This is a genomic window from Photobacterium sp. GB-56 (assembly GCF_003026105.1).
Taxonomy (GTDB): Bacteria; Pseudomonadota; Gammaproteobacteria; order Enterobacterales; family Vibrionaceae; genus Photobacterium.
Genome location: NZ_PYNW01000002.1, coordinates 408,401 through 421,186 on the forward strand (window position 1 = coordinate 408,401; position 12,786 = coordinate 421,186).

At 37.6% G+C, this 12,786-nt stretch carries 9 protein-coding genes and 1 riboswitch; of the genes, 3 read left to right on the forward strand and 6 right to left on the reverse strand.

Annotated features, from left to right (window positions below; genetic code table 11):
* Positions 1 to 485 precede the first annotated feature (485 nt).
* Both C9J42_RS04590 and C9J42_RS04595 read left to right on the forward strand, forming a co-directional pair.
* Positions 486 to 575 carry a YnhF family membrane protein gene (locus C9J42_RS04590; RefSeq protein ID WP_107206428.1) on the forward strand — a complete coding sequence of 30 codons (90 nt, stop codon included), beginning with the start codon at positions 486 to 488 and terminating at the stop codon, positions 573 to 575.
* A 126-nt stretch (positions 576 to 701) separates the two neighbouring features.
* On the forward strand, positions 702 to 1,952 hold the full coding sequence (locus tag C9J42_RS04595; RefSeq protein WP_107301697.1) for a patatin family protein: 1,251 nt from the start codon (positions 702 to 704) through the stop codon (positions 1,950 to 1,952).
* A 45-nt stretch (positions 1,953 to 1,997) separates the two neighbouring features.
* On the opposite strand, the gene C9J42_RS04600 is transcribed toward C9J42_RS04595, so the two are convergent.
* The 6 genes from C9J42_RS04600 to C9J42_RS04625 form a co-directional block, all read right to left on the reverse strand.
* Positions 1,998 to 4,430, reverse strand: a complete 2,433-nt coding sequence (locus tag C9J42_RS04600) for a VolA/Pla-1 family phospholipase (RefSeq protein ID WP_107292660.1) — start codon at positions 4,428 to 4,430, stop codon at positions 1,998 to 2,000.
* Positions 4,431 to 4,466: 36 nt separating this feature from the next.
* The gene (locus tag C9J42_RS04605) at positions 4,467 to 5,711 is read right to left on the reverse strand and encodes an outer membrane protein transport protein (RefSeq protein ID WP_107301698.1); all 1,245 of its coding nucleotides are present in this window, start codon (positions 5,709 to 5,711) and stop codon (positions 4,467 to 4,469) included.
* Positions 5,712 to 6,118: 407 nt separating this feature from the next.
* Positions 6,119 to 7,024: a manganese-dependent inorganic pyrophosphatase gene (locus tag C9J42_RS04610; protein WP_107206432.1), complete on the reverse strand. Its 906-nt coding sequence runs from the start codon at positions 7,022 to 7,024 to the stop codon at positions 6,119 to 6,121.
* Positions 7,025 to 7,280: 256 nt separating this feature from the next.
* The gene (locus C9J42_RS04615; protein ID WP_107206433.1) at positions 7,281 to 8,285 is read right to left on the reverse strand and encodes a GGGtGRT protein; all 1,005 of its coding nucleotides are present in this window, start codon (positions 8,283 to 8,285) and stop codon (positions 7,281 to 7,283) included.
* Between the two features lie 65 nt (positions 8,286 to 8,350).
* A complete protein-coding gene (locus C9J42_RS04620) occupies positions 8,351 to 9,043 on the reverse strand; it encodes an iron-sulfur cluster assembly scaffold protein (RefSeq protein ID WP_005368217.1) in 693 nt (230 codons plus the stop codon).
* A gap of 221 nt (positions 9,044 to 9,264) precedes the next feature.
* A riboswitch (Fluoride riboswitch) is annotated at positions 9,265 to 9,332 on the reverse strand.
* Between the two features lie 163 nt (positions 9,333 to 9,495).
* Complete coding sequence (locus C9J42_RS04625; protein WP_107301699.1) at positions 9,496 to 11,073, reverse strand: EAL domain-containing protein; 1,578 nt, start codon at positions 11,071 to 11,073, stop codon at positions 9,496 to 9,498.
* Positions 11,074 to 11,261: 188 nt separating this feature from the next.
* On the opposite strand from C9J42_RS04625, the gene C9J42_RS04630 reads away from it, so the two are divergent.
* The gene (locus C9J42_RS04630; RefSeq protein WP_107301700.1) at positions 11,262 to 12,539 is read left to right on the forward strand and encodes an alpha/beta fold hydrolase; all 1,278 of its coding nucleotides are present in this window, start codon (positions 11,262 to 11,264) and stop codon (positions 12,537 to 12,539) included.
* The last annotated feature ends 247 nt before the right edge of the window (positions 12,540 to 12,786 follow it).

The following is a 12,786-nucleotide window of genomic DNA, read 5'->3' on the forward strand; positions in this document are numbered from 1 at the left end:
TGAAATGCCACCGCACTACGTTGATAATTGCTCTTATTTTATAGGAAAGTGTGAAAATAAGAGCAATATTTTAAAGGGCTATTTGCATGTTACTGCAACTAATTTCTGCTTTTTCATTATAGCTATCTAATGACTGTTTGATATCGATAGGCGGCGTTAATCACTTTGCAAATTCCGCTGTTAGCACTAAAACCATAATAAGCAGTGCTGTCGCAAGTTTCATTTGATGTCCCTGCTAACATTTGTTGAAAGCAAAATGTAATGATTTCAATGGCGTTCCAACCCAAGAAAATAATGCGCTCACTTCTACTATGTCATCAAACGATAGTCCGTGATGACAGTGGAAAATTTAATGCAATATACAGTATTGATATTAATGTGATAATTATCTTAAATTCTGTACAATTTAATTGATAACAAAGCTGTAACACAACTATACTGTGGTTAACAAAATGTTACATTTGAAAGATTTTAAGGGGCGAAGTATGGATAGTAATTTGAAACTTGCTGTAGTTACAGCAACAATGACGCTAACGACAATCTTTAGTTACGCAGCAGTAGCCTTATTAGCGTAATACAATGGCAAGTTAAAAAGATAAGATAGAGCTTTAATTTCTTTAACTTGTTTTTTATAAGCGATTCCAACTCTTAAATTAAATACGTATATTACGTCAGAGTGTTTTCTAACCTTTGGGGGAGAAATGAATTATCTGCCGTTTAGTTTGAGTGCTTTTGATGAAGAATCGATATCACATTTTTCATCACGGCTTTTTGATGCACATAATAAGAAAATAGCATTAGTTGTTCAGGGTGGGGGACAGCGAGGTATTTTTTCGGCTGGTGTTTTAGACAGTTTCTTAGCACACGAGTTTGATCCTTTTGCTTTGTATATAGGCACATCTGCAGGTGCTCTCAATTTATCTTCATTTATTAGCCGTCAGCCACGTTTCGGCTATCAGTTTATTCAAAACTATACGACAACAGATAAATTTTTTAGCTTATATAAGTACTTAAGCAAACAACAGCCAATGAACCTTGATTGGGCGCTGCAAGTCGTTTCTCCCACTGGCGAATTAGCCCTCGACTTTCATACCGCGAAAAGAACCCTACAACATCGACAGGCATTCGCCTGCGCAACACGTAAAGATACCCTTAAAGATATCTATATGCCGATGTACCAAGATGATTGGTATGAAGTTTTGCGTGCGAGTTGTGCTATTCCTGTTTTATACAATTTACCTGTTAATATGAATGAGCTGGAATGGGTTGATGGTGGTGTGAGCGCTGCGATACCGGCTAAAGAAGCATGGCGTCGAGGGGCTGATCTGGTTATTGTGATTCGAACTGAGCCTCTTGATCATGACAATCATGCCGATAAGGGGATCTTTGATGACTGGCGTGAAAGTGTTGAAACTTACTTACCCTATTATATTAATAAGCTTAGCCTTAATGAATCGGTAGATAGAATTAAAACGGTTCATCATGAATTAAGTCACCGTTTTGAACAGTGGCGAGAACAATACCGTAACGACACTATCGATATTAAAGATAAAGATGATATACAGAAAGAACTTTCATATTTGGATAGTAAAAGTAAAGAGGCATTGAAGCAGCCTATTTTTGGTAATAAAAGTTGGCTATCACATATGAATATTGAACGTTTATTAAAATTAGCGAGGCAGAGTAATAATTCCGACGTAATTGAAATGTTACTTCAATATTACAAAACTCACCAAGATATGAATGATTTTTTAGTGAATCCACCCGATGGGTTACAAGTTATCCAAATAGCGCCTGAAAAGTCATTGAAGAGCCGAGCCCTATTGAGTAGTAAAGATGATTTAGAAATGGATTATCGAGAAGGAAAGATAATTGGACGTAAGTTTTTAGATTTTTTTTCAAATATTTTAAATGAAAAAAGCAGTTTAATGCAGTACATGCGAAATGAGTAAACCGAGTAAGAATTGCTTACTCGGCTATTGTCTCTTTGTTATCTATTAATCATAAAATGAAGTAATAACACTGCCATTATTAATAGTAAGCGATGTTCCTTTACTATTAATAAATGAGGCGATAACACTCTGCATTTCATTTGTTGCAGCAATACTTTGTTCTGTTGCGGGCTGTGATAGCTCGGATGGATTCAGAGGTGTAAGCACTGAACTGTGATATCCACCCTCAAATCTCACCGCTGTTTTCAGAGGTGACCCTGTTACAGACTTGAGTGTTTGAGTCAATTGTAGTGGTTTTAGAAGTGGCGTAGTTCCTGTAAATGGTGAATAAATTGGATCCGTGCCTTGTGTCGATTTATTTGGAATCACCATATCATTTTTCATTTCTTCTAATAAAACAGCGGTTGTTTTTGGAATAAATGAAGCGTGATTTATTGGATCTGCTGGGTCCATGACGGTTTGCGCGGCATAGGCAAACTTATTAAAATTGTCATTTAAAGTATCGAGTGTTATTTGGGCCAGTGAGTTCCCTGAATCTTTACTTGTATTTAGCTGTGCAATATAGCTCTTAAAACACAATGCAAGATTTGTGTTACCACATTGTTTAGAGAATGATGGGTTAGTCGCGTCAACTATTCCACCTTTAATGAGATCACTAAAACTTGGCGAGTTTAGTAGTAAGTATGGTATCTCAGCACCTGGGTTTGCGAGTGCAACGGTATCAATATTAAATAACGTTTTATTATACTGGTCATTAAATATAGTTCTGTTCGCGATGTCTGCGACATCAACACCGGTAATAGCGCCAAGAGAGTGACCAGCAAAACTTACACCATTATTAAGAGATAATGCTGACAGTTGTTCCCCTAATTCACTAGGATCAGAGTCTGTTATTACTTTGCCTATGATTGCACGCAAGTTAACAACATCAATAACACTTTGACGTAAATTATCTCTAGCTACAGCAAGATCTATAAAGTTTAGAAACATCTTTGGATCTTCTGAAGCGTTCTTACCACCGACACCTCGAGTACCATGAAGAGGTAAATCAATAGCAAAAATAGCTCGACATTGATTACCAATAATTTTGTCAGGTAAGCTTGGATTCGAATAAACAAATTGCTCTTTATTTGATGTTACACCGTGTTGGAAAATCGTCACGCTGTAACCTGACTGCTTACATTTTTCTTGGTTTTCTTTGTCCAACTTCGGCATGATTAAATTATATTGTACTGCCGCAACTGATTGTAGTTGGGGAACAGGACTATAACGAGTGATCAATCTTTCTGGATCGAGTTGCTTACCATTAGCTAGCGTTAACTTTTGACCTTTCAGTGCTGTTAGTACTTTAATTTGTGTCGCTTTATCTGTTGCTACTTTTGCAAGATCTATGTCAGAGATATGTAGATCTGAAAGTTGAGAAGCAATCGCGCGTTTATCAGCTTCACTACCGTTAGTCAGAATATATTTAATTTTCGCAAGGCTTGGCATATCACTTTTCCAAGGGCTGACTAAATATTTCTCTGGTGCGTTAGGGGCTGAGGATATTTTATGGCTGTCTGTAGATAAATAATAAGGAAGAAAAACGGTTCCAGTATAAATCTCATTACCAGCAGGTGTTGTTGCTCCATCTGCTCCACCAAGTTGCGGTCGTGTTATTTTATAGAGATTATCTTGGTTTGCTATGTCGTCACTAGCAATCACAGGCTCATCTGTTTCAATTTGTTTTGAAATTGTCTGTAGAGTCGCCATTTTTGCAGCATACAATACATCGCCAACAGATAATGTGGTAAACCATGAAGAGAAAATGATATCCCGTTTTTTAACGATATTATGGAATGCTTCCTCTGTTGCATGGGTGATCTTTTGAGCTGGAATTAATGCTTTGGCTGGTGGCGTGCTATCAGCTTTTAGTAAAGCATAAGAGTTACTCATACCTACCGCTTTACCATTTACATCTTTAAGATCATTTGTTAATGCAAACATATAGTTACTTGATGGATCCAGAGGCTTAAGCAGCATTACAATTAAGCTATTGCCAGAAACCGTCACCATAAAGTCCCCGTTTTGCTGGGATAATTGTGTAGGCTGTGTGGTATCGTCAGGGTTGGTAGGATCGCCTGATTTAATTAAGTAAAAGCTATTCGCTGCTGTTGCAGGATCAAGTGCCTTACCTTTAAAATTAATCGTAATAGGCTGAGTTGTACTCCAACCATCGGTTTGTCCCATTGCGATTTCAGGTGCAGTTGCGCCTTCACGTGTCGCTAATGTGCCATCTTGTGCATCCATACCTAGATAGCTAGGGATCACAATGGTTTTATTAGCTGACAGTAAATCAAAATCAATCTTTGTTTCTGCTTTTAAGCTGTCTGCAATATCAGGATCAATGGTTGGTTTAACGGTCGTTTGACTACCGCCACCACAACCAACCATGCTTAATGCAGACGCGACGATTAATGCGATTGAATTAAATTTCATTTTATTTATTCCAAATAATTAATTAGTTACAACGCATTAAAAGCGATAGTTAAGCTGTGCAGCGACAAGATACGCTTTACCACGAGAGGTAAACGTACTGTTATCTTCAACGAAGGTGGCTTTCTTACTGTGAATGTATGAAAGACCCATATCGACAGAAAGATCTGGGTTGAAGTGGTAAGTCGCACCTGCTGAATACCAGTAACGATCAGTATCTGGAATACTTAGTGTTGCTTGGCCTGCATTTTGGTCAAGGGCAAAACCGTAACGAAGTGTCCATTCATCATTCATTGTGTAAGTCGTACCGACAGCCCAACGATAGGTATCTTTGTAATTTTCTTTTTTCAGTAAACAGGTACCAACTTGACCATTAAAGCCTGGCTTACATTGTGAGCTAGTGGCACGAATTTCTTTAAACTTGTTGTATTGTGTCCACTGTAAGCTATAGCTGATCGCCCATTGTGAATTTAGTTGATGGAAACCAGAAAACTCTGCGATAGCGGGGAGCGGTAACGAAAGGTTAGCAGAAACAGTGTTATGTGGTTTACCGGTTATTGAGCCTAAATAATCGGTAAAATCACCATCAAAGTTAAGATTAACTTGTGAGCGGTAACTTAGGCCAAAACGGTTATTCTGATCTAATTCATAAAGTGCGCCAATATTCCAACCCCAGCCCCAACTTGTGCCTTTTAAGTTGATTGCATTGTCACTTGGTTGACTATTAGGAACCGCCAATGAAAGTGCACCTAAACGGCGATCAAACTCGGCATTAGCATAAACAAGGCTAACACCGCCGCCAATGCTGAAGTGTGGATTTAAACGGTAGGCAATATTTGGATTAAAGTTGAATGTTTCAAGGGACGTTTTGCCTGCCAATAACCCTGCGTTGAAATCGTTAGGGTACTTTGTTGTTACACCGTAATTACTGAAAAGTGCAAGACCAACCGCGACTTTGTCATTGATTGGTTGAATATAATAGCCCGCAGGAACAAAGCTAACGGGGGCGATATTTTTTGCGCCTTGATCAAAGCTATGATCGTAAATATCAACAGAAGGTATGACAACACTTGCTACGGTAGAAACTTCTGCGTGTTTAAATAAGGTCATCGCGGCAGGGTTGCGAGCTAACACGGCGGCAGAATCAGCAAAGGCAGCATCGCCTGCGTAGGCACGACCTAAACCCGCAGCTGAATGTTCTGATACTTGGTAGCCAGCAGCATAGCTTTGACTCGAAATGGCTAGACCAATAACACATGTAATATAACGTTTTTTAATGGACATTAACTGTCTCTCTTTTTATTAGCTTCTTGCTCTTCCATTGGGGTGCTAAATGGCGGCATTATTTTTAGAGAGAGAAGTATATGTATACCTAAAAAGAATACTAAGTAAATTTGACAATTGTCACATAAATAGCGTTTGTTTGGCTGTGTTTTATTCTTCACGTTGTTTTTTTATACAAATAAAATGAGCTTAAAATTAAAGTATTTGCTCTAATATCAGTCGTGTAAATTATAAATTGTTTAAAAAAAGGACAAAAATAAAGAAGGTCACTGTATTGGCTTCAGAAAAAAATGACAGCTAATAACGATAGTTTATATCGATAACTATAGAATGTGTTGGAATAAAAAACGCGATAAGAGAGAGCTCCTATCGCGTCATATTTGGTGGCTAGTACTAAAACCTAATAATTAAGCAAGTACTGTTTGTAGCCAAGGCCAGCCTTGTTTCTTACGGCTTAGCGTATTTTCCATCATTAGAACGCCATCTTTTGCATGCGCGTCTAAAATGTTGTTCCAATCACCAGTGTAAAGTAGGCGAGTCGTACTTGTTGTAATATCTGTTAGCATTAGTGCTGCCATCGCTAAACCTTCTTCGTCACAACGACGTTGTAGATCTGCTTGAAGCTCTTCAATCATGCTGTCAACTTGCTCTAGTGTTGCAAGTTCAATTTGACCAACAACAACGTCACGGTCGTTGAAAGGGTAGCCTTTAAGATCTTTATCAACTAATTGCGCAGCAGTAAGACCTTCAATGTCAGTCTTTGCAATTAGTAGTGCTTTAATGAATGCTTCAAGATCTTGAACATCAGCAATTTGAGCAAGCTCGTGTACTGCGTCTTTATCTTTTTGTGTACATGTTGGCGATGCGAAGCCAACAGTGTCAGATAGGATTGCAGACATCATAAGAACAGCAAGTTCACGTGTGATTTCGTGGCCTTCAATCTTAAATAGGTTAAATAGAACAGTACAAGTACAACCTACAGGCCAGATCCATGCTTCCATTGGATTGATTGTCATTACATCACCTAGACGGTGGTGGTCAACAATACCTACAACTTCAGCGTCTGCTAGGTCGTCAGGTGCTTGAGCAAGATCAGAGTAGTCAACTAACCATACTTTCTCGCCAGCAACACTTGTACGTAGCTCAGGAGCTGCAACGCCAGCAAGTTCAAGGATGTGTTGAGTTTCACGGTTCATTTCGCCTTGACGAATTGCTGTCGCTTCAAGACCACGTGCTTTAAGAAACGCTGTACAAACTAGTGCTGAGCAAATGCTATCACTATCAGGGTTTTTGTGACCTACTACTTGGATCATGATGTTTCCTTAACTAAGTCATGCAATAATATTTAACTGAATGACGTAATACGATTTAACTTAATTACAGCCGATTATACCTATAAGCCTGCTTTTTTATAGGTATAAGTGTTATCAAGTTTATTGAGTACCGAGGATTTTAGAGATTTTTTTCTTATATTCAACAAAATTAACAACTAGCTGAAAAAATAAAGGCATGGTTAATTAAAACCATGCCTTTTATCGTTATTTGAAGATAAAGATTTTAAATTTCTGCTTACGCGGTTTGCGCTTGCTCAATTGCTACTGCAACAGCCACTGTTGCACCAACCATTGGATTATTACCCATACCAATTAAGCCCATCATTTCTACGTGAGCAGGTACAGATGAAGAACCAGCAAATTGAGCGTCAGAGTGCATACGACCCATGGTGTCAGTCAGGCCGTAAGATGCAGGACCTGCCGCTACGTTATCTGGGTGAAGAGTACGACCAGTACCGCCGCCTGATGCAACTGAGAAGTAATCTTGGCCTGCTTCTAGACGTTCTTTTTTGTATGTACCAGCCACTGGGTGTTGGAAGCGAGTAGGGTTAGTCGAGTTACCTGTAATAGAGATATCAACATTCTCGCGGTGCATAATCGCTACACCTTCACGCACATCATCAGCACCGTAACAGTTAATTTCGCCACGTTGTGTTTGAGAGAAGCGACGTTCATTAACGATTTCAAGTTCACCAGTCGTGTAGTTGAACTGAGTTTGTACATAGTTAAAGCCGTTAATACGCGCAATAAGGTAAGCTGCATCTTTACCCAAACCGTTAAGAATAACGCGTAGTGGGTTAGTACGTACCTTGTTTGCGTTTAGTGCGATTTTGATTGCACCTTCAGCTGCAGCATAGGATTCGTGACCTGCTAGGAATGCAAAACACTGAGTTTCATTGCTTAGAAGACGCGCACCTAGACGACCATGACCTAAACCCACTTTACGTTGGTCAGCAACAGAGCCTGGGATACAGAATGCTTGTAGACCTTGGCCTAAAAACTCAGCCGCTTCAGCCGCTGTTTTTGCGCCTTCTTTTAGTGCGATTGCAGCGCCTAGAACATATGCCCATGATGCGTTTTCAAACGCAATTGGTTGGGTTTCTTTTACGATATCGTAAGCGTTAACACCTTTATCTTCGATGTATTGACGCGCTTCTTCAAGTGAAGAAAAACCATATTGTTCTAGAACGGGTGTGATTTGGTTAATACGACGATCAAAGCTTTCAAATAATGCAGCCATGATAAAATCCTCAATAAATTTAGCAAATTAGGTGTAATTGAATATATGGATAACAGCTTGGCTGATTATTCGTGACGAGGATCGATTGTGCGAACCGCTTCGTCAAAACGACCATATTGACCTGTTGCTTGTTCCATTGCTTGATCTGCTGGAACACCTTTACCGATAGATTCCATCATCTTACCGATGTTAACGAAGCGGTAGCCGATGATTTCGTCGTTGTCATCAAGTGCGATTTTAGTAACGTAACCTTCAGCCATCTCCATGTAACGAGGGCCTTTTTCACGAGTACCGTAATGCGTACCTACTTGGCTACGTAAACCTTTACCAAGGTCTTCTAGACCAGCACCAATTGGTAGACCGTCTAAAGAGAAAGCCGTTTGTGTGCGACCGTAAACGTATTGAAGGAAAATTTCACGCATTGCAACGTTGATAGCATCACATACTAGGTCAGTATTTAGTGCTTCAAGGATAGTTTTACCAGTGATGATTTCTGAAGCCATTGCTGCAGAGTGAGTCATACCTGAGCAACCGATAGTTTCGATTAATGCTTCTTCAATGATACCGTTTTTCACGTTTAAAGTTAGTTTTGCAGCACCTTGTTGTGGTGCACAAGTACCACAACCGTGGCTAACACCAGAAATTGCAATAACATCTTTAGGTTGTACCCAGCGACCTTCAACAGGAATGGGTGCAGACTCGTGATGTGGACCACGAGAGATAGGACACATATTTTGTACTTCAGTTGAGTATTGCATTGCTCTGCCTCACTAGACACCGCGTTACTAATTATAAAACTCAGAGTAGGAAAGAGTTGTATAACGCTCAGCCGTGTTGAATTGATAATTCTTTATCGAGCAGAAAATAGAAGAGGACAAAAATGAAATAACAACGCGACGAATGCAAAAATTAATATAATTAATTAAAATTATAAATATCCATTTAAACAAATACACGGTCCTCGACGATTTAAAGTCGAATGTTGTTAGACGTCATTATCCTTTATTGAAAGGCGGTTAAAGGAGGAACATCATCTCCCGCCATAAAACCTATTATTTATGGCATACGATATAGAGATATAAATATCTCTTTCTCTGATAAGATAAATATACGCTTTTATTCTAATGCCGTGTAATTTAAAAAAAAGAATAAAGATTTCAAATATGAAAAAACTGAATGAGAATAAATATCATTATATTCTCATTAGTCTCTAATGATTATCTTTTTTTAAATTGTTATTAATATATTTCTCTAAATCAGAAAAGGGCATTGGTTTTGCGTAATAAAAACCTTGAATTAAAAATACGCCTTGGTCTCTTAAATAATTGACTTGTTCTTGTGTTTCCACACCTTCAGCAATCATGGTTAATTTTGCTTCTTTTCCAAAGCTGATAATAGCGTTTAATATATTGGCTTTAACGTCACAAGTACCGATTGTATCAATAAACATTTTGTCAATTTTTAAGGTGCTGATGGGTAACTCTTGAAAGTAGCTAAAGCCACCGAACCCCGTTCCTGCATCATCGAGCTTAATGGAAATACCATGGTCAATTAATCGCTGCATCACTTCTTTGGCTGAGGTTACGTTTGTGAACTGAGTTCTCTCGGTTACTTCTATCGCAACACGGTGATTAGACACTTGTGCTGAAGATAATGTGTTGAGTAATTTTGTTGCAAACGTTTGATTTTGAAGTTGACGCGGTATGACATTAATACTGATATAAAAGTTGTCATGGATGTTATTTAGTTTTGAAAGATCCTCGGCTACTTGTGATATTAAAAGATCTGTTATCTCGTAAATTTGTTTATTCTGTTCGGCAATATCAATAAAGTTAGCAGGAGAAATAATTTCACCATTTGCTTTACACCATCTAATTAAGCTCTCACAACCGATAATTGAGCCTGTCATTGAGTTAATAATAGGCTGGTAAAAAGGGATAAACTCTTTGCGTTTAATACCCCGTTCAATAGCCATTTTAACTGTTCGTTGTTGAGGGCGAAGGCCTAAAAATATACATGTAATAACAAGTAGAATGCATAAAAAAACATTAACCATTAAAAGTTCTGAATGAACAATATCCGTTAATCCTTTTTTAGTTACAAAAACTTCAAGATAAATGTTTTTTGTCAGCTTTTTTTTAAATTCATGATAAAAGATATTTTTTTTAATCTTCGACTGGATTTGAATTTTTTTATCCTTATAAATAATATTAATAACAACATTATTATCATTTGTGTTATTAAAATAAAGTTGACGATTTAATGGGTCGGTAATTGTGATTAAATGGGTATCATTAGGAAAATTACGAATTATTTTCAAGCGACTGCCTAAATATGAAGTAACCACATAGTCTTCAAGCGTGATTGCATTTTCTTTATTGTAGTTATAACTTATAGGTGAATTTATCCCGTAATTTGAACAACTACTGTGAGGAGTGAACAGTCCAAGATAATGAATGTTACTCGACAAATCATTTGCTAATCGCATTTCTTTAATATCATGTTTTGAACATGTAAAAGTTAGCTTTGGTATTAACTTTTCTATACCTGTAGATAGAGCAACCCCCTCATTATCAGAAAGGTAAAATGTAGGCACTAACGCGTCTATGCCTGAGTCAAATACCATGGTATCCGGCTCATTGGCTTTATTTTTTAAATTGACACGATTATACAGTCCATATTGGAATAAACTAACTTTTATAAAATACTGCATTAAAAAGATAGAGCCTAAACCTATAATAAGAATTATAAAAGGTTGCTTCCAACGAAGTAATAAATTGTTATTCATGATATTTAAATTAGCATCGATTCTAACTAGGTATATTCCATTATTCTTTAGCTGTTTGTTTCAAATATAAATACAATTATTGAATAAATGACTAGAAAATTAGCACTTGTGGTTATATATTTTAACGGTTATATAACCTTATGTTAAATATTGTATTATTAATTGACCTAATAATGGAGTTGCAGTAAATGCAAAAAATATATAAAAGTGATGGTTTACTATTTAAATCACATTGGTTTACTGTTCCGCTGAATTATAGAGATTCACATCAAGAAAAAATTACTGTTTATGCTCGAGAAGTGGTGAAGCAAGATCATGAAAATGATGATTTACCGTGGTTAGTTTATTTACAAGGAGGACCTGGATTTCCATCGCCACGCCCGACGGGCAATTCAGGTTGGCTTAAGCAGGCATTAACAAAATACCGCGTATTACTGCTTGATCAACGAGGTACAGGGAAAAGTACTCCGGTTTCTCATCAAACTTTGTCTGATAAAACACCAGAGCAGCAAACAAACTATTTAAGTTATTTTCGCGCTAATAATATTGTTAAAGATGCTGAATTTATTCGTGAAGCATTAAATATTAAACAATGGGCTATTTTGGGGCAAAGCTTTGGTGGGTTCTGTGCATTGCATTATTTATCTTATTACCCTGAGTCATTAACACGTGCTTATTTAACGGGTGGTATTCCACCGATAACAGGGCATGCTGATAACGTTTACCGTGCAACTTATAAACGTGTACTCGGTAAAAATAATAGTTTCTTTTCTCGCTTTCCTAATGCACAACAGCAATGTGTCGATATTGCTAATTTCTTATTGGACAATGATGTTCGGTTACCTAATGGTCAACGATTTACTGTTGAACAATTCCAACTGTGGGGGATTAATTTAGGTCGAGGTGGTGGTGATTTAGCGATGTACTACATGCTTGATGAAGCTTTTGTTGAAGTTGGTGGTCAACCTGAGTTGAGCTACAGCTTTTTAAACCAAATGTTATTAGAGCAAAGCTATCAGACAAATCCTATCTACGCTATTTTGCATGAATCTATATATTGCCAACATGAAGCGTCGAGCTGGTCAGCGCAACGTGTACGGAGTGAATACCCGCAATTTAATTACGCAAAGGGAGGGGATTTCTTCTTCACAGGGGAGATGGTCTATCCGTGGATGTTCGATCAACTGCATTGCTTACAACCACTAAAGATTGCGGCAGAATTACTTGCAGTGAAAGATGATTGGTCTTGCTTATATGATGCTCAGCAATTAGCGAACAATACCGTTCCCGTTGCTGCTGCTGTCTATGTTGATGATATGTATGTTGATTATGATTTAAGTTGCCAAACACTAGCAGGGTTAAATCAGGCTAAAGTGTGGGTAACAAATGAATATGAACATAATGGGTTAGGTGTTGCTGGAGAAGTTATTTTATCTAAATTAATGACGTTAGCCGATAACCTATAAAATAGTTGAGCAAATTGCTTAGGTATTATTTGTGTTATAATATAACATATTGATTATGGTACACGTGAGTTCCTGCTGCACAGTACGATAAATTTAACCTGTTGGTGATCTTTTTAAACGATTAATCACGTATTATCTTTGTTTAAAGCGCAGTACTGTTGTCATGTGGTAATTTTCGCTATTATTCACAAGTTGAAATTAAGTCGATAGTCATCATAAGCAATAGCATTCCTTATGATCGAGTATT

Coding starts and splice junctions, on each gene's coding strand:
- C9J42_RS04590 (WP_107206428.1), top strand. CDS start 486: ATGGATAGTAATTTGAAACTTGCTGTAGTTACAGCAACAATGACGCTA.
- C9J42_RS04595 (WP_107301697.1), top strand. CDS start 702: ATGAATTATCTGCCGTTTAGTTTGAGTGCTTTTGATGAAGAATCGATA.
- C9J42_RS04600 (WP_107292660.1), bottom strand. CDS start 4,430: ATGAAATTTAATTCAATCGCATTAATCGTCGCGTCTGCATTAAGCATG.
- C9J42_RS04605 (WP_107301698.1), bottom strand. CDS start 5,711: ATGTCCATTAAAAAACGTTATATTACATGTGTTATTGGTCTAGCCATT.
- C9J42_RS04610 (WP_107206432.1), bottom strand. CDS start 7,024: ATGATCCAAGTAGTAGGTCACAAAAACCCTGATAGTGATAGCATTTGC.
- C9J42_RS04615 (WP_107206433.1), bottom strand. CDS start 8,285: ATGGCTGCATTATTTGAAAGCTTTGATCGTCGTATTAACCAAATCACA.
- C9J42_RS04620 (WP_005368217.1), bottom strand. CDS start 9,043: ATGCAATACTCAACTGAAGTACAAAATATGTGTCCTATCTCTCGTGGT.
- C9J42_RS04625 (WP_107301699.1), bottom strand. CDS start 11,073: ATGAATAACAATTTATTACTTCGTTGGAAGCAACCTTTTATAATTCTT.
- C9J42_RS04630 (WP_107301700.1), top strand. CDS start 11,262: ATGCAAAAAATATATAAAAGTGATGGTTTACTATTTAAATCACATTGG.